The following is a 21,128-nucleotide window of genomic DNA, read 5'->3' as shown; positions in this document are numbered from 1 at the left end:
CGGTCGTCTCCGTTCCCGTCAGCGCGCCTGCGCGCGGACGTAGTCGGCCCAGCCGGCCTGGAACTCGTCGAGCGACACGCCCAGCACGTCCCGGGCGGCGCGGTCGGTCGGGGTGCCGGCGTAGACGGCCTCGACGAAGCGGAACAGCTTCGGCTCACCGTGCTTCTCGGCGAGGTGGTTCATCGCGGTGTGCCCGAGCCAGTAGTGGAAGCTCAGCCGGCCGGGGTCGTCCCAGTCGCCGTTGCCGGGCAGCGTGCCGTTCCACCCGTCGCGGACCAGCTTCCGGGCCTGCGCGGTGCGTTCGCTGGCACCGAGCGGGCGGCCGTGGAAGGCGAGGTACTCGGCGAAGCCCTCGACCACCCACTCGTCGAGCTTGCTGAACTCGTCCACAGCGGCCAGGTCGGTGCGGGGCGTCATCATCGAGTGCGCGATCTCGTGCCGCAACACCATGCGGGCGTCGTTGTCGCCGCCGGAGCGGGTGAAGTAACTGTCGCTGGTGTCCACCACGATGCGGGTGCCGCCGATCGTGGCCTTGCCGTCCTTCCGCTCGGCCGCGACCATGCCCAGCGAGATGCCCGCCTCGGTGGCCTTCTCGGTGCCGATCCGGTAGAGCGAGGTCATCTCGTCCTTGCCGTCGGCGAGCGTGACGACGAACTTGTCCGACACCGGGCCGGGCGGCGCGCCGGCCCGCCACACGGCCAGGTTGCTCGTCACCGCCTTGTCGACGGCCGGGGCGTGCCGCCTCGCCAGGTCGGCCCGGGCCGCGTCGGTGATGATCAGGGCGAACGGGGTCCGCTCGACGTGGATGTCCCGCCACTTGTCCCACGGCCCGGGGTAGTAGACGGTCTTCGAGTCGCCGATGCCGCCGGCCGGCGCGCCGGTCACAGCGGTGACCCGGACCGGCGCGTCCTTTCCGGCGCGGACGATCGTCCAGCGGTACCACTCGGCGACCGGCGCCCGGTCGAAGCCGTCCAACTGGTGCACGAAGGAGACGTCGAGCTGGAACGTGACGCCCTGCCCGAAGGCGTCGCTCACGCGGCCCTGCTTCTCGACCGTCTCGTAGCGGGCCACCGACAGCGGCAGCTTCGCCAGGTTGCGGAACAGCTGGGTCTGCCCGGTGATCAGCTCCTTGCGGGCCGGGTCGAACGCGGCCAGGTAGCCGTCCAGGTCCTTGGCCGCGAGCGCCTTGCTGTGCCGGTCGAGCAGGGCGGTCAGCTCGGCGTTCGTGACGGTGACGCCGTTCGCGCCGGCTGCCGCCTTCGGCGCTGGGCCGTCCTCGTCGTCGCCGCGCAGACCCAGCCCGACGCCGACCGCCGTGCCGGCGCAGACCGCCAGCGCGAGCGCCCCCGCCGCGAGCCCGATCCAGAGCCCACGGCGGGACTTCGGCGCCGGTGGCGGTGGCGACCACGGCACCGGCTGCGCGGGCGGCGGCGCCGCGCCGTACCGGGGGTCGGCGTGGCCGGGCGGTGGGTGCCCCTGCGTCATGTGGTTCCTCGCTCGTGCCGTGTGCGGGACCGGCCGGACGGTTCGCCCCGGCCGGATGACGGCAGACATCATCCCCGGTCCGGGCGACGGATTCTGCCCCGCCGGTCGTGTCCGGCGGATTTGTCCCCTCGGGTGGCTGTCGTGAACAGGACGTCGAGACATCCGCCACGTCCGGGGTTCAGGGCCAGCGGGACCGGTCCGCACGGTGACAGACTGTGCGACGCACTTCTGCCGGAACGTCTGAGGGAGGCGCCGTGCGCTGGCGCAGCTACGTGGCGGTGGGCGACAGCTTCACCGAGGGCATGGACGACGCGTATCCGGACGGCAGCTACCGGGGCTGGGCCGATCTGGTCGCCACCCGTCTCGCCGTCGAGGCCGGGCCCGACTTCGGCTACGCCAACCTGGCGATCCGCGGCCGGCTGTTCCCCAACGTGGTGGCCGAGCAGGTGCCGTCCGCGCTGGCCATGAAGCCCGACCTGATCAGCTTCGCGGCCGGCGGCAACGACGTGCTGCGCCGCAGCTTCGACCCGGACGCGTTCGTCCCCCGCTTCGACTCGGTCGTGCAACGGCTGCGGTCCGGCGGCAGCGACGTGATCCTGTTCCGGTTCGCCGACGTGATGTCCCGGCTGCCCGGCCAGCGGCTGATGGCCCCGCGCGTGACGCTGCTCAACCGGGTCGTCGGCGAGGTGGCCGAGCGGCACGGCGCGATCCTGGTCGACCTGTACGCCGACGACACCTACCTCAACCCGCTGCTCTGGAGCACCGACCGGATCCACCTGTCGGCGGAGGGACACCGCCGGGTCGCCGCGCAGGTGCTCACCGCGCTCGGTGTCGGCTGCGACGAGGAGTGGCTGCTGGTGCCGCCGCACCCGGCGCCCAGCCCGTGGCTCGCCGCGCGCGCCGCCGACCTGCGCTGGGCCGGCAAGCACCTGGCGCCGTGGATCAGGCGCCGGCTGACCGGGCGGTCCTCCGGCGACTTCGTCACCGCGAAACGGCCGGTGCTCGGGCCGGTCGAGCGCGACTGAGCGTGCGTACCGTCCACGCCGCCGACCTGCTGCGGCTGACACCCGACGACCCACCCCGCGCCGGGCTCGCCGTCGTCATCGCCGGTGACCGGGTCGAGGCGATCGTGCCGGCGGCCGAGCTGCCCGGCGCGTACCCCGGCGTGCGGGTGCGGCGGTGGGCCGGCACGCTCGGGCCGGCACTCGTGCACGACGGACCGCTGCCAGCGGCGCCCACGCCGCGCGAGCGGGTGCACGCGCTGTTCCGGCTCGGCGTGGCCGCCGTGCTCGACGAACACGTGACCGACCCGGCGCTGCGTTCCGCAGCGGCCCGCAACGAGGTGGCGGTGCTGCCCGCCGCCCGGCCGCCCGCGCTGGTGACCGGCGGGCGCGCCGACCTCGCCGTGTTCGACGCGGACGGCTCGTGCCTGGCGACAGTGGTCGCCGGCCGCCTGGTGCACCGCCGCGCCTGACCGGCACCGCGCCCCGCGGATCCGGCGTACCTTGGGGATCATGCCTGTGCCGAGCGATCCGCATCCCCGCCTCCAGTCGTACGCCGACCCGCAGCGCCTGGTCACCACCGAGTGGCTGGCCGAGCACCTGGGCGACGAAGGGCTCGTGGTGGTCGAGTCCGACGAGGACGTGCTCCTCTACGACACCGGCCACATCCCCGGCGCCGTCAAGGTCGACTGGCACACCGAACTCAACGACCAGGTCACCCGCGACTACCTGGACGCCGCGAGCTTCGCCGAGCTGTGCGCCGCCAAGGGCATCGGGCGGGACGACACGGTCGTCTTCTACGGCGACAACTTCAACTGGTGGGCCGCGTACGCCCTCTGGGTCTTCTCCCTCTTCGGTCACCAGGACGTACGGCTGCTCGACGGCGGCCGGCAGAAGTGGATCGCCGAGGGGCGGGAGCTGACCCGGGACAAGGTGAGCCGGCCGCGCGCCTCGTACCCGGTGCCGGAGCGCAACGACGCGCCGATCCGGGCGTACCGGGAGCAGGTCATGGCGCACGTGGCGGCCGGCCGTCCGCTGGTGGACGTGCGGTCGCCGGGCGAGTACACCGGCGAGATGCTGCACATGCCGGACTACCCGCAGGAGGGCGCGCTGCGCGGCGGGCACATCCCGGGTGCGGTGAGCAAGCCGTGGAAGTCCGCCGCGAACGACGACGGCACGTTCAAGTCCGCCGACGAGCTGCGCGCCATCTACGGCGACCAGCTCGGGCTGAGCCCGTCCGACGACGTGGTGGCGTACTGCCGGATCGGCGAGCGGTCCAGCCACACCTGGTTCGTGCTGCACCACCTGCTCGGGTTCCCGCAGGTGCGCAACTACGACGGCTCGTGGACCGAGTGGGGCAACCTGGTCCGGGCACCCGTCGTGAAGGGCGACCAGCCCGGCGGCCTGACCCGCTGAACGTCCCGGCCGGTCCCGCCGTCACGGCGGCGGGGCCGGCCGCGTTCCAGGCCGGTCAGCGGGCGGCTATCGACAGCCGGCCGGGGATGTTGCTCGCCACCCAGTCGACGGCGCCGGTCTCCGGCCGCCACCGGGCCAGCCCGGCGTCGTAGCGGAACAGCAGGTCACCGTCGGCGGTCCAGCTGTACACCTCGCAGCACCCCTTCGCCCGGCCCTCGCGGCCCAGGTCGAGCAGGCGGGTCACCGCCCCGGTTCGGGCGTCCAGCACCGCCACGCCCTCGGCGCCGATCGTCGTGCCGGCGGCGCCCGCGGTGGTGGTCCACCCGGCCTGGCCGATCCGGTCGCCGCGCTGCCAGCCCCGCCCGTAGACCTCGTCTACCCGGTAACCGGGGGGAAGCTCCCCGGTGGTCACCGGCCGCCGCTCCGGCGCGCCACCGGAGGCGGGGAACCGGCGTACGGCCAGGCCGCCGTCCCCGGACCAGCCGCCGACAGTGAACAGGTCGCCGGACCGGGCCGGCTCGGGCACGACGAGCCTCCACGGGTCGACCGGGAGCTTCCGGGCCGCCCCGGTGCGCCGGTCCAGCTCGTACGCGGTGTCGTTGTCCCCGACGATCAGCCGGTCCCCGGCCCAGACGACATGTTCCAGGTAGCCGGTGAGCGGGTAGCGGCGGACCGCTGCGTCGGTCAGGCCGACCACGACGACCTCGCCGGTCTGGGCGAACGCGGCGGTCCGGCCATCCGGCGACAGGCTGGCTGGCTTGAGCGGAGCGGCCTCGTTGCCCCCGGAGTCGCGGGTGGGCGCGAGCGTCACCACGTCGAGTTCCCGGACCATGCCGTCGTCACCCAGCACCCGGACCGGGCCGGCGTCGCCGGTCTCCGGGTCGACCGGCTGGTACAGCGCCAGCGCCCGGCTCACCGGCCGGTCGGAGAGGCGGTAGGCCACCCGGTCGCCGAGCCGGCCCAGCGGGTCGCCCGCCTCGCCGAGCCGGTCCGGGGGCCGCTGCACCACCGGCGCGCTCGGTGCCGCTGTCACAGTCGGGCGGGGCGGTGCCGCAGGTGGCGGGCCGGAGCGGTGCAGGAGTGCGGTCGTACCGCCGCCGAGCAGGACCACGGCGACGGCGGCGGCGCCGGCGGCCCGGCGGGCGCGGCGGACCCGCCCGGCCCGCTCCCATCCCGTCTCGGCCGGCCGGGCCGGCCGGATCTCCTCGGCGGCCCGGGTCAGCAGCCGGGTCAGCTCGGGCTCGTTCACGGGTTCGCCTCCATCCCGGACACCAGGTCGTCTCCGGACGTGCCGGGGGCGGGTACGACGTCGCGCAGCTTGCGCAGCGCGTCGTGGCACTGGCTCTTGACGGTGCCGACTGTGACGCCGAGCGCCTCGGCGGTGGCGACCTCGGTGAGGTCCTCGAAGTAGCGCAGCACCACCACGGCCCGCTGGCGTGGCGGCAGCCGGTCCAGCGCCGCGCGCACGGTGAGCCGCAGCGCCGCGTCGGCGTCGGCTCCCGGCCGGTCCGGCGGGTACGCGCTGAGCCACTCCCGCCGCCGGCGCCGCCACCAGGAGACGGCGTCGCGGTAGAGGATGGCGCGCACGTACGCGGCCGGGTCGCCGTCGCGCACCGACGACCAGCGCAGCGCCAGCTTGAGCAGCGCGTCCTGGAGCAGGTCCTCGGCCTGGTGCCGGTTTCCGCAGATCAGGTACGCGGCGCGCAGCAGCCGGTGCTGGTACGACTCGACGAAGGCGAGGTAGTCCGCCCGCCCGTCGTCCGCGTTCCGCCCCATCCGGCTCCTCCTCCCGTCACCGGCCAGACGCGCGGGACGGGGGTAAAGGTTGGGTCAGGTAGCGCTGAATCGTCGGGCCGACCCAGTCGGCCAGTTCCTCGGGGTCGAGGTCTGCCACTGGTGGCAGCCGGACGACGTACCGGGTGAGCGCGAGCCCGAGGATCTGACTGGCCACCAGACCGGCCCGGCGGTCGGCGGTCGCCGGGTCGGCACCGGACCGGGCCACCGCGACGGCGAGCTGGCCGGCGAAGATCCCGCGCATCCGTTCGGCCGCGCCGGGGTTGGTGGCGGCCGCCCGGAGCAGGGCGACGAGTGTCCCGTCCGCCTCCCATCGGCGTACGAAGTGCCGGGTCAGGGTCTCGCCGAGCCGGTCCGGCGGCACCTCGGCCAGGTCGGGCAGGCGTAGGTCGAACTCGGCCGCCGCGGCGAACAGCCCCTCCTTGCTGCCGTAGTAGCGCATCACCATCGACGGGTCGATGCGGGCGTCGGCGGCGATGGCCCGGATGGTGGCCCGGTCGTAGCCGTCGGCGGCGAAGCGTTCCCGGGCGGCGCGCAGGATGGCCGCCCGGGTGGCGTCCGAGCGGCGGGTGCGGGTGGCGGGTTCGGTCACGTCCACGACTGTAGGCCAACACGTGTTGACATCCGCTCTACAGTGAAGTCAACACGCGTTGGCAAACAGTTGTTGACCGAGCCCGGAGGTGGAAGCGATGCTGCCCGAACGCACCGACGTCCTCGTGGTGGGAGCCGGGCCGACCGGCCTGGCCGTGGCGGTCACCCTCGCCGGGCACGGGGTGACCGCGACAGTCGTCGACCGGCTCGCCGAGCCGCCCGTCACCTCGCGCGCCGCAGTCGTGCACGCCGGCACCCTGGAGGTGCTCGACCGGATCGCTGTCGCCGCGCCGCTGGCCGCCCGGGGGCTGCACTCGGCCCGGTTCAGCGTCCGCGACCGGGACCGGGTGCTGGTCACCGTCCCCTTCGACGGGTTGCCGTCGCGCTATCCGTACGCGCTGCTGATCTCCCAGGCCGACACCGAGGCGGTGCTCACCGACCGGCTCGCCGCGCTCGGCGGGCGCGTGCTGCGGCCGTACGAGATGACCGGCCTGGACCTCGACGGCGACGGCGCCGTCGCCCGCTTCGACGGCGGCCGCGCGGTCCGGGCGCGCTGGGTCGTGGGCGCGGACGGGATGCACAGCCGGGTCCGCGAGCTGGCCGGCATCGGCTTCGGCGGCCCGGCCGACCCCGGTGAGTCGTTCCTGCTCGCCGACGTCCGCGTGGACAGCGCGCTCCCGCGCGACCAGGTGAGCCTCTTCCTGTCCCGCCGGGGCCCGCTGGTCTGGGCGCCGCTGCCCGACGGCACGGTCCGGCTGGTCGCCACCGTGGACGACGCGCCGCGCGACCCGCAGGCGCACCACTTCCAGGCGCTGCTCGACGAGCGCGGCCCGGCGCGCCGGCCGGACCGGGTCACCGGCATGGCGTGGTCGTCCCGGTTCCGGATCCACCACCGGATCGCGAGCACCTACCGTTCCGGGCCGGTGCTGCTCGCCGGGGACGCCGCGCACGTGCACAGCCCGGCCGGTGGGCAGGGGATGAACCTCGGCCTGCGGGACGCGGTCGCGCTCGGCGACGCGCTCGCCGCCGGTCCGCAGGCCCTCGACGGGTACGCCGCCGACCGCCGCCCCCGCGCCGAGGAGGTGCTCGGCTTCGCCGCCGGCCTGACCCGGCTCGCCGCCGCACCGCCGGCCCTGCGCCCCGTACGAAACCTCCTGCTCCGCACGCTCTCCACGCTCCCGCCGGTCCGCCACCGCCTCGCCGTCCGCCTGGCCGGCTTCGAACCCCCACCCCGCTGATCTTGCAGTTAGAGCCCCTTGTCAGTCCCGTTTGGGCGTCTTCGCCCGGGCGGAAAGTGCAAGATCGGCGAGGAGACGGGCGGGCGGTGGAGGGATGAAACGGGACGGACACTGTCGGCGCTGACCGGTACGGTGAGCGCCGAAAATCCGAACCGGGAGCGCGATTGGACCGCACCTTCCAGGTGGACCTCCGTGGCGTGGTCGACCTGCTCAGTCATCACCTCTACGGCAGCCCGCGGGTCTACGTGCGCGAGCTGCTCCAGAACGCCGTCGACGCGATCACCGCGCGGCGGTCCGCCGACCCGAAGGCCCCGGCGCGGGTCCGCATCGAGCCGCCGGAGCTGACCGGCGACGGGACGCTCCGCGTACACGACACCGGCATCGGCCTGACCGAGGCGCAGGTGCACGAGCTGCTCGCCACCATCGGCCGCAGCTCCAAGCGCGACGAGCTGGGCTTCTCCCGGCACGAGTTCCTCGGCCAGTTCGGCATCGGCCTGCTCTCCTGCTTCCTGGTCGCGGACGAGATCCGGGTGGTCACCCGGCACGCCGACGAGCCCACAGTGCTCTGGACGGGCTGGTCCGACGGGCGGTACGCGGTGCGGCTCGCCGACCCGGAACAGACCCGCGACGAGCCCGGCACCACAGTCACGCTGGTGCCCCGGCGCGACGCCGACCAGTGGCTCGGCGTACCCACTGTCACCGAACTGGCCCGCCTGTACGGCAGCCTGCTGCCGGTCGACGTCCGGGTCGGTGACACGCCGACCACGTCCGGCCCGCCGCCGTGGCCGACCACGCCCGGCGCGCCGGTCGACCGGGCCGCCCTCCAGCGGTACGCGCAGGAACTGCTCGGCTTCGCCCCGTTCGACGTGGTGCCGCTGTCGGTGCCCGAGGCCGGCCTGACCGGCGCGGCGTTCATCCTGCCCGCCGCGGTGAACCCGGCGGCCCGGGCCGGGCACCGGGTCTACCTCAAGCGGATGCTGCTCAGCGAGCACGCCGACGGGCTGCTACCCGAGTGGGCCTTCTTCGCCCACTGCGTGGTCGACGCCAGTGAGCTGCGCCCGACCGCCAGCCGCGAGGCGCTCTACGAGGACGCGCTTCTCACCTCCGTCCGGGACGCGCTCGGCGACCAGATCCGCGGCTGGCTGGTCCGGCTCGCCAAGCACGATCCGCGCCGGCTCGGCGAGTTCCTCCAGGTGCACCACCTCGGCGTCAAGGCGCTCGCGATGCACGACGACGAGATGCTGCGGCTGGTCGACCAGTGGTGGCCGATGGACACCAACGTCGGCACGATGACGCTCGCCGAGTTCCGGCAGCGGCACGGCGTGCTCCGGTACGCCGCCAGCCTGGACGAGTTCCGTCAGCTCGCCGCCGTGGCCGCCGCGCAGGAACTGGCAGTGGTGAACGGCGGCTACACGTACGACACCGAGCTGATCGAGCGGCTGCCCACAGTGGACCGGTCGGTGCTGATCGAGCGCCTGGAGCCGAGCGACCTGACCACCCGGTTCGAGATCCTCGACCCGGCGACCGAACTGGCCCTGCGGCCGTTCCTCACCGCCGCGCAGCGGGCCCTGGAACGGCTGGGCTGCGAGGTCGTGATCCGCGCGTACGACCCGGTCTCGCTGCCGGCGCTCTACCTGGTGTCCCGGTCGGCCGCGTTCCACGACCAGCTCGCCGCCAGCCGGGACAAGGCCGACGAGCTGTGGGGCGGCGTGCTCGACGCGCTCGCCGCCTCCGCCCCGCCGGACCGCCCGCAACTCGTGCTCAACCACCGCAACCCGCTGGTCCGCCGGGTCACCACGCTCGCCGACCCGGAGCTGGTCGGGCTGGCGGTCGAGGCGCTCTACGGGCAGGCCCTGCTGCTCGGGCACCACCCGATCCGGGCGGCCGACGCCGCACTGCTGAACAGTTCCTTCCTCGGCCTGCTCGGCCGGGCCGTACCGGGAGAGATCCGTGACTGACGACGACCTCTGGCGGATGCACCACGAGATCGAGTCCATGCCGTACGGCCCGGGGCAGATCGCCGCGCTGGAACAACTGCTGCGCCGCGCCGACGCGGGCGACGACAGGCACCTCGCCTTCGCCGCCCGGGTCACCGGCACCACCGCGTACGTCTACGGCGGCGAACCGGCGAAGTCCTTCGTCACGTTCTCCTGGTGCCTGGCCGAGTACGACAAGGACCCGCAGCCCTACCACCAGCGCTACACGCACCAGCTGCTCTGGTTCTTCAAGTACATGGTCAATGCGATGGTGAAGTTCCCGGAGCTGCCGCTGGACCGGACGTACGCGGTCCTCGACGACATGGAACGGCGCTACCGCGACTCCGGGCACTCGCTCCAGGCCGTCTACAAGCACCGCTACCTGGTGGCCGCGCACCTGGGCGACGAGGAGGCGGCGGAGCAGTGGTACCGCAAGTGGATGACCACCCCGCGCGACACGCTCTCCGACTGCGCCGGCTGCGACCCGACCACGCAGGTCGCGCACCTGGTGCGGCACGGCCGGCACGAGGAGGCGGTGGCACTCGCCGAGCCGGTGCTCGCCGGTCGGCTGACCTGTAGCGAGCAGCCGCAGGGGATCCTCACCGCGCTGCTCACGCCCTACCGCGAGACCGGCCGGACCGACGCGGCGCGGGACGCGCACCGGGAGGCGTACCGGCGGGTGCGCGGGCACCTCGCCGACCTGTGGGACATCGCCGACCACGTCGAGTTCTGCACCGTGACCGGCAACGAGGCGCGGGCGCTGGAACTGGTCGAGCGGCACCTGGACTGGCTGGACCGGGCACCCACCCCGGCAGCCGCGATGCACTTCGCGGCCGCCGCCTCGGCGGCGCTGCGCCAGGTGCCGGCCGAGCTGACTGTGCACCGCCGCGCCTCCGGCGAGCGGCCGGCCGCCGACGTGCCGGTGGGCGCGCTCGCCGACGAGCTGGCCGGTACGGCGACCGCGCTGGCCGAGCGCTTCGACGCGCGCAACGGCACCACGCACCAGTCCGGGTTGATCGCCCGCAAGCTGGCGGCCGGGCCGGTCGGTGAGCACCTGCCGCTGTCGGCGAGCCTGCGCCGTCCGGCGGTGCCCGTGCCGCGTACCGGCTCGGACGCGCCGGTGGCCTCTCCGCAGCCGGTGACGGTGCCCGCCGACGCCGGTGCCGACGAGTTGCTCGCGCTGGCCGAGGAGTGCTGGCGCACCAACCGCCGGGACGGCCTGGTCGCCGCGTTGCGCGCGTACGACGAGCGGTTCGGTGACGCCGACGTGCCCGCGACCACCCGGGCCTGGCGGCTGGAGCTGCGGGCCGGTGAGCTGTCCCAGGACGACGACGGCGTACCGGCGGCGATCGCTGTCAACCGGGAGGCGCTGGCCGCCTGGCGGGAGGTGCCGGATCCGCTGCGCGCCCAGGTGGTGGCCGGGCGGCTCGGTGTGCTGCTCAGCATGGTCGAGGAGAGCGCGGACGAGGGGATGACCCTGGCCCGCGAGTCGGCCGGGTACCTGACCGAGCACGGTGAGCCGCGTGACCGGGCCGCCGGCTGGGACCGGCTCGCCCTGGCCCACGTGCACCGCGAGGAGTGGGCGGAGGCGCTCGACGCGCTCGACCGGGCCGAGGCGGAGGCGGACGCCGATCCGTGGCTGGCCGGACGGGTCGCGCTGCACCGCACGCACGTGCTGGAGCAGTTGGAGCGGGCCGAGGAGTTCCGGGACGCGGCGGTGCGGTCCCGCCGGCTGGCGAGCGAGCTGGGTGACGCCGAGATGCTCACCGGCGCCTGCCTGGCGTACGCCCGCTCCACCGACGACCCGGCCGAGGCGGTGGCCGCCTGCGACGAGGCGCTGTCTGTCGCACCGGCCGGCGCGTACCTGCCGCTGCGGGTGACCCGGGGCCGGGCGCTGATGGCCGCCGACCGGGCCGGCGAGGCGGTGGAGGATCTGGCCGAGGCGGTCACCCTCTGCGTCGAACAGGGGCTGGACGGCGACGCGCTGCTGCGCTGGGAGCTGGCCGAGGCGTACCGGGTGGCCGGGCGGCTGGCCGAGGCCGCCGAGGTGGCCGAGGAGGCGGTGCTCGGGCTCGACCGGGCGGGCGCGCAGGCCGAGGCGGACCGCTGCCGGCACATGCTGGCGGGCATCTACGCCGGTCTCGGCGAGACGGATCTGGCGCTCACGGTGCTCGACACGCTGGCCGAGAACCTGGACGGGCCGGACAATCTCCCGCACCGGGCGCAGGTGCTGGAGGAGTCCGGTGGCCTGCTCTACGACGCCGACCGGGACGCCCTGGCCGCGCAGCGGTTCGCGGCGGCGGCGACCGCTTGGCGGCTGGCCGGTTTCCAGGTGGACGAGCTGCGGGCCCGGCGGCGGGAACTGCTCGCACTGCACTGGTCCGGCGACCTGCCGGCCGCGGTCGCGGCGATCGAGCGGGTGGACGAGGCGGCGGCCGTGCTCCCGGCCGAGGCAGACGAGGCGCCGGTGGTGACGTACGAGCGGGCGATGGCCGCCGACGCGGTGGCCCGGGTGCTGATCGGCGATGACCGGCTGACCGCCGCGCTGGACCGGGTCGACGGCGTCCCGGAGCGCCTGCGGTCGATCGAGGCGTTCGGCGAGGCGGCGCAGGTCGAGGTGCTGACCGGCGAGCTGCTGCTGCGCGACGGGCGGCCGGAGCAGGCCGAAGGGCTGCTGCGCCCGGTTCTCGCCGGGCTGCCCACCGGTTCCCGCCCGGCCACGCAGGCCGCCTGGCTGCTGGCCCGCGCGCTCGACGAGCAGGGCCGGGAGGCCGAGGCGGCGAAGGTGCGCGCCGACCACGGCATCGAGGAGGACTGACACGACGGGCTGGGGCAACCGTTGGGTAACCGCGGCTGCCCCAGCTCGAACGCGAGGTCTAGGCTGGTCCGGTGGCGGTGGAACAGCAGGCACGGGGTGCGGCGGGTGCGGCCCGGCGCCGGTCCCGGCGGGACGAGATCCTGGAGATCGCGGTCGGCCTCTTCGCGGCGCGCGGCTACCACGGTGTGTCGATGGACGACATCGGCGCGGCGGCCGGTGTCACCGGTCCGGCGCTCTACCACCACTTCGCCGGCAAGGAGGCGATGCTCGCCGCCGCATTGATCCCGGTGAGCGAGGGTTTGCTCGCGGGCGGGCGGGACCGCGCCGCCGGCCATCCGGGTGACCCGCGTGCGGCGCTGGAGTCGCTGATCGACTTCCACGTCGACTTCGCGCTCGCCAATCCGGCGGTGATCGCGTTGCACCTGCACGAGCTGGACCGCCTTCCGGACGAGCCGCGCCGCCGGATCCGCCGGCTCCAGCGGATGTACGTCGAGGAATGGGTCACCGTGCTGACCGCGCTGCACCCCGGCCTGCCCGACGGCGCGGCCCGGGTGCTCGCCCACGCGGCGTTCGGCCTGATGAACTCGACGCCGTTCCTCGGCGGCGAGGTGGACCGCCGGCGCCGGGCCGAACTGCTGCGCGGCGCGACCCTCGCGGCCCTGCTCGCGCCCACCGACCCGACCTGACACGCCGCGCGCACCTTAACGCGTGTTAAGAAGAGACCCCGGCTTTGCGTCGAGAAGGGGTCACGTCCGTGCAGAAGATGATCGAATCGTTGTTGGTCGCGAATCGGGGGGAGATCGCGCGGCGGATCATCCGCACCGGTAGGCGGCTCGGGATCCGGACGATCGCGGTGCACTCGGAGGCCGACGCCGCGCTGCCGTTCGTGACCGAGGCCGACGAGGCGGTCTGCGTGGGCCCGGCGAACCCGGCCCAGAGCTACCGGAACGTCGAGGCGATCCTCGACGCCGCCCGCAGCACCGGCGCGCAGGCGATCCACCCCGGCTACGGCTTCCTGTCCGAGAACGCGGACTTCGCCCGTACCGTCGAAGGGGCCGGCCTGATCTGGGTCGGGCCCGGCGCCGACGCGATCAGCGCGATGGGCGACAAGATCAACGCCCGGAACCTGATGGCGGCCGCAGGGGTGCCTGTCGCGCCCGGCACCACCGAACCGGCGAGCGACCTGGACGCTGCGGTCGCCGCCGCCGCGGAGATCGGCTACCCGGTGATGGTCAAGGCCGCAGCCGGTGGCGGCGGCATGGGCATGGGCGTCGCCGCCGACGAGGCGGCGCTGCGCACCGAGTACGACAAGGTCCGCGCGTTCGCCGAGCGGATGTTCGGCGACGGGTCGGTGCTGATCGAGCGGTACTTCCCCCGGGTGCGCCACGTCGAGGTGCAGATCCTCGGCCTGGCCGACGGCCGGGTGGTGGCGCTCGGCGAGCGGGAGTGCTCGGTGCAGCGGCGCAACCAGAAGCTGGTCGAGGAGTCGCCGTCCCCGGCGGTGTCGCCCGAGCTGCGCGAGCGGTTCCTGGCCGCGGCGGTACGGGCCGGCGAGGCGGTGAACTACCGCAACGCGGGCACCGTCGAGTGCCTGCTCGATCCTTCGACGCAGGAGTTCTTCTTCCTGGAGATGAACACGCGGCTGCAGGTCGAGCACCCGGTCACCGAGTACGTCTACGGCGTCGACCTGGTCGAGGAGCAGTTGCGGGTGGCGTCCGGCCTGGCGCCGACGTTCGACCCGGACGCGCTCACCCCGCGCGGTCACGCCATCGAGCTGCGGATCAACGCCGAGGACCCGAAGCGCTTCATGCCCGGCCCGGGCGCGATCACCACCTGGAACGAGCCGTCCGGCACCGGCGTCCGGGTCGACTCCGGCTACGTCGCCGGCAACACCGTCACGCCGTTCTACGACAGCCTGATGGCCAAGCTGATCCTCACCGGGGCGACCCGCGAGGAGGCGGTCGAGCGGGCGCGGGCGGCGGTCGCCCAGTTCGAGATCGTCGGCCCGAAGTGCAACCTGCCGTTCTTCGCCGAGCTGCTGGAGAACCCGGAGTTCCTCTCCGGCGACTACGACACCGGCATCGTCTCCCGGATGCGCTGACCTTCGACCCAGTGAGGTGAATCTGATGGCAGAACTTCCAGGCTCCGTGAGCATCCGTGAGGTCGGTCCCCGCGACGGCCTCCAGAACGAGGAACCCATCCCCACCGACGCGAAGGTGCGGCTGCTCGACGCGTTGTCCCGCACCGGGGTACGGCGCATCGAGGCCGTCTCCTTCGTCCACCCGAAGGCGATCCCGCAGATGGCCGACGCCGACGAGGTGTGGCAGCGGGCGGAGAAGGTCGACGGCGTGCGCTACTCCGCCCTGGTGCCGAACACCCGTGGCGCGCAGCGGGCGCTGGCTGCGGGCTTCACCGAGATCGAGGTGGTGGTCTCGGCCAGCGACACGCACAACCGCCGCAACGTCAACCGCTCCACCGACGAGTCGCTGGACGACATCGCCGAGCTGATCGACCTGCTGCACGGCGCGGGCGCGACCGCCGAGGTGATCGTGGCGACGAGCTTCGGCTGCCCCTACGAGGGCGACGTGGACCCTCGCCGGGTCGCCGCGATCGTCGACCGCGTCGCCCGTGACGGCGCGGACCGCGTCGCCTTCGGCGACACCACAGGCATGGGTACGCCCCGGCGCGTCCGCGAACTGGTCACGGCGGTCCGGGACCGTAACGCCCAGCTGCCGGTGCTGCTGCACTTCCACAACACCCGGGGTACCGCGCTGGCGAACATGCTCACCGCGATGGAACTGGGCATCACCGAGTTCGACGCGAGCGTCGGCGGCCTCGGTGGCTGCCCGTACGCGCCGGGTGCCAGCGGCAACCTGGCCACCGAGGAGGCGGTGCACATGTTGCACGACATGGGCATCGACACCGGCATCGACCTGGACGCCCTGATCGCTGCCGCCGAGCTGGCCGAATCCCTGGTGGGCAAGAAGCTCCCGTCCGGAGTCCTCCGGGCCGGCCCCCGAACCCGCCTGACCCCCCGCCCCGCCTGACCGGCGGGAGTGGGCGTGGTGGGGTGCCGGGGACGGTGCGGGTGGGGTAGCCTAACGATCGTTCAGGTCGGTGGGCGCCCTGTGCGGGGGCCGTGGCAACGGGAGTCGGCGTGACGCTCGACGGTGAGGCTCTGGAGCAGCTACGCAAGCGCGCCCGCGCCGGCGGTGCGGACAAGTACCACGCGGCGAACGCCGCGAAGGGGAAGCTGTTCGCCCGCGAGCGCGTGGCCTACCTGGTCGACGAGGGCTCCTTCGTCGAGGACGGGCTCTACGCCAACGCCATGGCCGACGGGCTGCCCGCCGACGGCGTGGTCACCGGCACCGCGACCATCGACGGCCGCCAGGTCTGCCTGATGGCGAACGACTCCACGGTCAAGGCCGGCAGCTGGGGTGCGCGTACCGTCGAGAAGATCATCCGGATCATCGAGCGGGCGTACGCCACCGGCGTCCCGATGGTCTATTTGGTCGACTCGGCCGGCGCCCGGATCACCGACCAGGTCGACCTGTTCCCGGGCCGGCGCGGCGCCGGCAAGATCTTCTGGAACCAGGTCCGCGCCTCCGGCTCGATCCCGCAGGTCTGCGCGCTGTTCGGGCCGAGCGCGGCGGGCGGGGCGTACATCCCGGCGTTCTGCGACGTGGTCGCCATGGTGGACGGCAACGCCAGCATGTACCTCGGCTCCGACCGCATGGTCGAGATGGTCACCGGCGAGAAGACCACGCTGGAGGCGATGGGCGGCGCCAAGGTGCACTGCGCCGAGTCCGGCGTGGGGCACTTCCTCTGCAAGACCGAGAACGACGCGCTCGACGTGGTGCGGACGTACCTGTCGTACCTGCCGTCGAACTGGAAGCAGGACCCGCCCGTTGCCGAGGCGGTGGCCGCGCCGGAGAAGGCCGACCTGGCCGCGCTGGTCCCGGCCAGCGAGCGGCAGGCGTTCGACATGCGCCGGTACGTCAAGGGTCTGCTCGACGATGGCAGCTTCTTCGAGATCCAGGCGCTGTGGGCCAAGGAGTTGACCATCGGGTTCGGCCGGCTCAACGGCGAGGTCGTCGGCGTGGTCGGCAACAACTCGATGTTCAAGGGCGGCGTGCTCTTCGTCGACTCGGCCGACAAGGCGACCCGGTTCGTGCAGCTCTGCGACGCGTTCAACGTGCCGCTGCTGTTCCTCAGTGACGTGCCCGGGTTCATGGTCGGCAGCGTGGTGGAAAGGCAGGGGATCATTAGGCACGGCGCCAAGATGATCACGGCGATCTCCGAGGCGACCGTACCCAAGATCTGTGTGGTGGTCCGCAAGGCGTACGGCGCGGGTCTCTACGCGATGGCCGGTCCCGGCTTCGAGCCGGACGCCACGATCGCGCTGCCCACCGCGAAGATCGCGGTGATGGGCGCGGAGGCCGCCGTCAACGCGGTCTACGCGAACAAGATCGCCGCCATCTCCGACGAGGCCGAGCGGGCCGCGTTCGTGGCCGCGAAGCGCGAGGAGTACGAGCGCGACATCGACGTCGTCCGGCTCGCCAGCGAGCTGGTGGTGGACGCGATCGTCGAGCCGCACGAGCTGCGTGCCGAGCTGGTCCGCCGGTTCGCCGCCGCGCGCGGCAAGGAGCGGCACTTCTCCCGGCGCCGGCACGGCGTCACCCCGGTCTGACCGGTAAGGAAGGGCCCCCTCTTAACGCCTGGTGCATGTAAAGGGGCCCCTCCTAACGCTTCAGCCGCTCTCGGCGTCACGAGCGCCCGGCGGCCCGCCCTTTCCAGGAGGATCGACATGGACTTCCGGCTCGACGAGGAACAGCAGGCGCTGCGGGAGAGCGTCCGGGAATTCGCCCGCGAGGTGGTGGCGCCCACCATCGCCGAGCACTACGAGCAGCACACCTTCCCGTACGAGATCGTCCGTCAGATGGGCAAGATGGGCCTGTTCGGGCTGCCGTTCGCGGAGGAGCACGGCGGCATGGGCGGCGACTACTTCGCGCTCTGCCTCGCGTTGGAGGAGCTGGCCCGGGTGGACTCCAGCGTGGCCATCACGCTGGAGGCGGCGGTGTCGCTCGGCGCGATGCCGATCTACCGGTTCGGCACCGAGGAGCAAAAGGCGCAGTGGCTGCCGAAGCTGCTCAGCGGTGAGGCGCTGGCCGGGTTCGGGCTCACCGAGCCGGGCACCGGGTCGGACGCGGGCGGCACCCGGACGCGCGCGGTCCTGGACGGCGACGAGTGGGTCATAAACGGCTCGAAGGCGTTCATCACCAACTCCGGCACCGACATCACCGCGCTGGTCACCGTCACCGCCGTCACCGGTACGCGGCCGGACGGCGGCAAGGAGCTGTCCACGATCATCGTGCCGTCGGGTACGCCCGGCTTCACCGTGGCGCCCGGCTACTCGAAGGTGGGCTGGAACGCCTCGGACACCCACGAGCTGACGTTCGACGACTGCCGGGTGCCGGCGGCCAACCTGCTCGGCGAGCGCGGCCGGGGCTTCGCCCAGTTCCTGCGCATCCTGGACGAGGGCCGGATCGCCATCGCGGCGCTCGCCGTCGGCCTGGCCCAGGGCTGCGTGGACGAGTCGATCAAGTACGCCAAGGAGCGCCAGGCGTTCGGTCAGCCGATCGGCAACTACCAGGCCATCCAGTTCAAGATCGCGGATATGGAGATGAAGGCGCACACGGCCCGCCTGGCCTACTACGACGCGGCCGCCCGGATGCTCGCCGGTGAGCCGTTCAAGCGTCAGGCGGCGATCGCCAAGCTGCACGCCTCCACCGTCGCCGTGGACAACGCCCGCGAGGCGACGCAGATCCACGGCGGGTACGGCTTCATGAACGAGTACCCGGTGGCCCGCTTCTGGCGGGACTCCAAGATCCTGGAGATCGGCGAGGGCACCAGCGAGGTGCAGCGCATGATCATCGCGCGCGACCTCGGCATGTGAGGACGGCACCCACACCGTGCCCTGTCGGATATCGGCAGTGGACGGTCGGGTGGTTGACGATGGGCTGTGGAGCGTCGGAGTCCATCCGTAATCTTCGTGCCCATGACTCCGGATCATGACCGTGCGCGGGGCACAGACGGTCGTACCGGTCTGTCCGATCTGCTGCGCGGGCACCGGCTCGCCGTCGGCCTGACCCAGGCCGAGCTGGCGGGCCGGGCCGGCGTTGGCGTACGGACGGTCCGCGATCTGGAACGAGGACGGGCCGTACGGCCCCAGCGCACCACTGTCGACCTGCTGGCCGACGCGCTCGGCCTGAGCGGGGACGAGCGGCGGGAGTTTGTCGACACCGCCCGGCCGGCGGCGTCCCGCCCTTCCGGCCCCGGCACCGACGATCCGCCGGTGGCGCTGCCGCAGCCCGTACCGCTGCTCGGCCGCGAGCGGGACGTGGCGGAGGTGTCCGGCCTGCTCGACGCGTACCCGGTGGTCAGCCTGGTGGGACTCGCGGGCGTGGGGAAGACCGCGCTCGCCGTCACCGTCGCGCACGCGGTGGCGGCCCGGCACCCGGCGGGCGTGGCCGGGGTGCTCGTGGGCGAGGGCTCGGACACCCCGGACGTGCTCGCCGCGTCGGCGTCGATGTTCGGTGTGAACCGGCTGGCCGACCTGTCCTGCCGGATCGGCGACCGGCGGGCGCTGCTGCTCGTCGACGCCGTCGACCGGGCGCCGGAGGCGGTGGCCGAGGCGCTGCGCGTCCTGACCGCCGCCGTGCCGACGCTACGGGTGCTTGTCACCGGCCGCCGGCCGGTCGGCCTGCCCGGCGAACTGGTCCGGCCGGTCGCGCCGCTCGACGTACCGCCCGCCGGCGTCGTACCCGCCGACCGGGCCGACCTGGACCGCTGGCCGGCGGCGGCGCTGTTCGCCGCGCGGCTCGCCCAGGTCCGCCCGGAACCGCCGACGCCGGTCGAGCTGCCGGCGCTCGCCGCGCTCGTGCGCCGGCTCGGCGGACTGCCGCTCGCCATCGAGCTGATGGCGGCACGGGGACGCATCCTCGACGTCACCGAGCTGCTCGACCGCTACGGTGACCGTGTTCTGGACCTGACCGGCGGACGCCCCGGCTGGGAACCCGCCGGCCCGTCCGCCGGTACGGTGACGCTGCGCGACGCGGTGGCGACCAGCTATCGCCTGCTCGCGCCCGCCGACCGGGCGGCGCTGCGGCGGCTGTCAGCGTTCCGTAACCGCTGGTCGGTCGAGCTGGCCGAGGATCTGCTCGCCGACGGCGGCCGGCGGTGGGACGCCGCGCCGATGCTGGACCGGCTGCGCGAACTGGGCCTGCTGAGTGTCCGGGGCACCGGCCCGTTCCGGTTCCGCCTGCTCGACGCGGTCCGTGACTTCGCCGCGGAGCAGGCCGACGCCGACGGCGAGGCCGCCCGTATCCGGATGCGGCACGCCGCGGTGGTCGCCGGGCTGGTCCACCGCACCGCGCCGGGGCTGGTGGGTCCGCGGATGTCCGGCGCGGTGCGCGTGCTCGACGAGGCGACGAGCGACATCACCGCCGCGCTGGCGTACGCCGCCGAGCACGCGCCCGAGACGGCGCTCCTGCTCGCCGCCTCCCTGCCCCGCTGGTGGCGGCTGCGCGGACGGGACGTCTCCGGCCGGCGCCGGCTGCGGGAACTGCTGGCCGATCCGCGTACCGCCGGTGCCCGGCCCACGCTGCGCGCCTGGGCCATGCTCGGCGCGGCCCGGCTCGCCGCCGAGCACGGCGCGGGCGCGGAGGAACTTCCGGGCGTGCGGGCCGCCCTGGTCGTCTTCACCGAGGCGGGCGACGTGACGGGCGAACTGTCCGCCCGGTCCGTGCTCTGCGCGCTCCTGCCCGGGCTCGGCGCGCACGACGAGGCCCGCGAGCAGGCCGAGGCCGCGCTCGCGGCGGCCACCCGGCACCACCGGGTACGTGAGATGGCCGTCGCCCAGGCGCACCTGACCTGGCACGACGTACGCGAAGCTCGGCTGGCCGGCGCCCGGCGGCGGCTGGCCACCGTCGACCGCCTGGCGGCACAGTGCGGTGACCAGCGCCTGCGTGTGCTGGCGCGGGCCGATCAGGCCGAGCTGACCCGCCTTGAGGGCCGGTACGCCGAGGCGGCCGAGCAGGGGCGCCGGGTGGCGGCCGCGCTCGCGGAGCTGGGCGATCCGGGGCGGCGGCGCCGGACGATCGGCGCGGTCGGGCTGGCGCTCGCCCACGCCGGGCGCACGGACGAGGCGCTGGCCACAGTGGCCGAGCTGTGGCCGTCCGGTGCGGTGCCGGGCCGGCGCCGGCCACCGGCTGTGGAGATGCTCGACCTGCCCGGCTCGGGTGGGGACGTGCGCACCGAGGACGCGTTGCGCGGGTTGATCGAGGGGCACGTGGCGCTGCACCGGGGAGACCGGGAGGTGGCGGCGGAGTGGTTCGCCGCGGCCGCCGACGCGGCGGAGGGTGTCGCCGACCGGCGGGATCTGGTGGAGGCGCTGGTGGGGCTGGCGGTCAGCACCGCCGACCCGGCCGTGCTGGGCCGGCTGGACGCGGCGCGGCGGGTGACAGGCGTCAGCCTGCTGCCGCAGGAGGAGGAGTTGCTGTTCTCCCTTTCGGCCCGACGGCGGCGATGAACGTCGTCGACGCCGCGGCGGTCGCAGGCCGGTCGGCCGGGCACAGGGAGGCGGAGGGCGCGGGGGTGGCGCGAGCGAAGTAGCCCCCTGGTGCTGCCCCTCGCTCCACGCTCGCGCCAGCACCCCCCGGTGCCCCCCGCTGCCGGAAGACTACCGAGGTCGGACGACCGATTCATGAATATGTGGACCGCTTTGTCCGGCCGTCGGGGCGGTTCTGCC

16 protein-coding genes are annotated in these 21,128 nt (G+C 73.9%); 12 read left to right on the top strand and 4 right to left on the bottom strand.

Annotation, left to right across the window (positions count from 1 at the left end):
* Positions 1-18 precede the first annotated feature (18 nt).
* Complete coding sequence (locus OC439_RS07940; protein WP_262012875.1) at positions 19-1,485, bottom strand: hypothetical protein; 1,467 nt, start codon at positions 1,483-1,485, stop codon at positions 19-21.
* Between the two features lie 254 nt (positions 1,486-1,739).
* Between OC439_RS07940 and OC439_RS07935 the strand changes: the two genes are divergently transcribed.
* From OC439_RS07935 to OC439_RS07925, 3 genes are read left to right on the top strand one after another with little or no spacing between them, the layout of a single operon-like run.
* Positions 1,740-2,510, top strand: coding sequence for an SGNH/GDSL hydrolase family protein (locus tag OC439_RS07935; protein ID WP_262012874.1), 771 nt, complete (start codon positions 1,740-1,742; stop codon positions 2,508-2,510).
* Between the two features lie 2 nt (positions 2,511-2,512).
* Positions 2,513-2,959: a hypothetical protein gene (locus tag OC439_RS07930; protein WP_262012873.1), complete on the top strand. Its 447-nt coding sequence runs from the start codon at positions 2,513-2,515 to the stop codon at positions 2,957-2,959.
* Between the two features lie 40 nt (positions 2,960-2,999).
* Positions 3,000-3,902, top strand: a complete 903-nt coding sequence (locus tag OC439_RS07925) for a sulfurtransferase (protein WP_262012872.1) — start codon at positions 3,000-3,002, stop codon at positions 3,900-3,902.
* Positions 3,903-3,957: 55 nt separating this feature from the next.
* Here the strand turns inward: OC439_RS07925 and OC439_RS07920 are convergent, their stop codons facing one another.
* From OC439_RS07920 to OC439_RS07910, 3 genes are read right to left on the bottom strand one after another with little or no spacing between them, the layout of a single operon-like run.
* Entirely contained in the window at positions 3,958-5,151 is a 1,194-nt protein-coding gene (locus OC439_RS07920) for a hypothetical protein (RefSeq protein ID WP_262012871.1), read from the bottom strand.
* Entirely contained in the window at positions 5,148-5,678 is a 531-nt protein-coding gene (locus OC439_RS07915) for a SigE family RNA polymerase sigma factor (protein ID WP_262012870.1), read from the bottom strand. The genes OC439_RS07920 and OC439_RS07915 overlap by 4 nt, the downstream gene beginning before the upstream one ends.
* A gap of 16 nt (positions 5,679-5,694) precedes the next feature.
* Complete coding sequence (locus OC439_RS07910) at positions 5,695-6,294, bottom strand: TetR family transcriptional regulator (protein ID WP_262012869.1); 600 nt, start codon at positions 6,292-6,294, stop codon at positions 5,695-5,697.
* A gap of 91 nt (positions 6,295-6,385) precedes the next feature.
* Here OC439_RS07910 and OC439_RS07905 point away from each other — a divergent pair, with 91 nt between their 5' ends.
* The 9 genes from OC439_RS07905 to OC439_RS07865 all read left to right on the top strand — a co-directional run bounded on the left by OC439_RS07905 (position 6,386) and on the right by OC439_RS07865 (position 20,909).
* Entirely contained in the window at positions 6,386-7,525 is a 1,140-nt protein-coding gene (locus tag OC439_RS07905) for an FAD-dependent monooxygenase (RefSeq protein ID WP_262012868.1), read from the top strand.
* Between the two features lie 164 nt (positions 7,526-7,689).
* Complete coding sequence (locus OC439_RS07900) at positions 7,690-9,483, top strand: HSP90 family protein (protein ID WP_262012867.1); 1,794 nt, start codon at positions 7,690-7,692, stop codon at positions 9,481-9,483.
* Positions 9,476-12,319: a hypothetical protein gene (locus tag OC439_RS07895; protein WP_262012866.1), complete on the top strand. Its 2,844-nt coding sequence runs from the start codon at positions 9,476-9,478 to the stop codon at positions 12,317-12,319. Before OC439_RS07900 ends, OC439_RS07895 begins: the two co-directional genes overlap by 8 nt.
* Positions 12,320-12,390: 71 nt before the next feature.
* On the top strand, positions 12,391-13,005 hold the full coding sequence (locus OC439_RS07890) for a TetR/AcrR family transcriptional regulator (protein WP_135242640.1): 615 nt from the start codon (positions 12,391-12,393) through the stop codon (positions 13,003-13,005).
* A 77-nt stretch (positions 13,006-13,082) separates the two neighbouring features.
* Positions 13,083-14,420, top strand: a complete 1,338-nt coding sequence (locus OC439_RS07885) for an acetyl/propionyl/methylcrotonyl-CoA carboxylase subunit alpha (RefSeq protein WP_262013021.1) — start codon at positions 13,083-13,085, stop codon at positions 14,418-14,420.
* Between the two features lie 25 nt (positions 14,421-14,445).
* Positions 14,446-15,366 carry a hydroxymethylglutaryl-CoA lyase gene (locus OC439_RS07880; RefSeq protein WP_262012865.1) on the top strand — a complete coding sequence of 307 codons (921 nt, stop codon included), beginning with the start codon at positions 14,446-14,448 and terminating at the stop codon, positions 15,364-15,366.
* A 110-nt stretch (positions 15,367-15,476) separates the two neighbouring features.
* Positions 15,477-17,009: an acyl-CoA carboxylase subunit beta gene (locus OC439_RS07875; protein ID WP_262012864.1), complete on the top strand. Its 1,533-nt coding sequence runs from the start codon at positions 15,477-15,479 to the stop codon at positions 17,007-17,009.
* Between the two features lie 117 nt (positions 17,010-17,126).
* Positions 17,127-18,275, top strand: coding sequence for an acyl-CoA dehydrogenase family protein (locus OC439_RS07870; RefSeq protein ID WP_013283288.1), 1,149 nt, complete (start codon positions 17,127-17,129; stop codon positions 18,273-18,275).
* 102 nt (positions 18,276-18,377) lie between these two features.
* Positions 18,378-20,909 (top strand): ATP-binding protein, encoded by a 2,532-nt coding sequence (locus OC439_RS07865; protein ID WP_262012863.1) that lies wholly within the window; start codon positions 18,378-18,380, stop codon positions 20,907-20,909.
* Positions 20,910-21,128 lie beyond the last annotated feature (219 nt).

This window comes from Micromonospora sp. Mcm103 (genome assembly GCF_024519755.1).
Lineage (GTDB): Bacteria > Actinomycetota > Actinomycetes > Mycobacteriales > Micromonosporaceae > Micromonospora > Micromonospora aurantiaca.
This window is presented reverse-complemented; position numbering and strand designations above follow the sequence as displayed.

Excerpts from the sequence above, each read along its gene's own strand:
- OC439_RS07925 (WP_262012872.1), top strand. The coding sequence starts at position 3,000 with ATGCCTGTGCCGAGCGATCCGCATCCCCGCCTCCAGTCGTACGCCGAC.
- OC439_RS07880 (WP_262012865.1), top strand. The coding sequence starts at position 14,446 with ATGGCAGAACTTCCAGGCTCCGTGAGCATCCGTGAGGTCGGTCCCCGC.
- OC439_RS07940 (WP_262012875.1), bottom strand. The coding sequence starts at position 1,485 with ATGACGCAGGGGCACCCACCGCCCGGCCACGCCGACCCCCGGTACGGC.
- OC439_RS07870 (WP_013283288.1), top strand. The coding sequence starts at position 17,127 with ATGGACTTCCGGCTCGACGAGGAACAGCAGGCGCTGCGGGAGAGCGTC.
- OC439_RS07905 (WP_262012868.1), top strand. The coding sequence starts at position 6,386 with ATGCTGCCCGAACGCACCGACGTCCTCGTGGTGGGAGCCGGGCCGACC.
- OC439_RS07915 (WP_262012870.1), bottom strand. The coding sequence starts at position 5,678 with ATGGGGCGGAACGCGGACGACGGGCGGGCGGACTACCTCGCCTTCGTC.
- OC439_RS07885 (WP_262013021.1), top strand. The coding sequence starts at position 13,083 with ATGATCGAATCGTTGTTGGTCGCGAATCGGGGGGAGATCGCGCGGCGG.
- OC439_RS07865 (WP_262012863.1), top strand. The coding sequence starts at position 18,378 with ATGACTCCGGATCATGACCGTGCGCGGGGCACAGACGGTCGTACCGGT.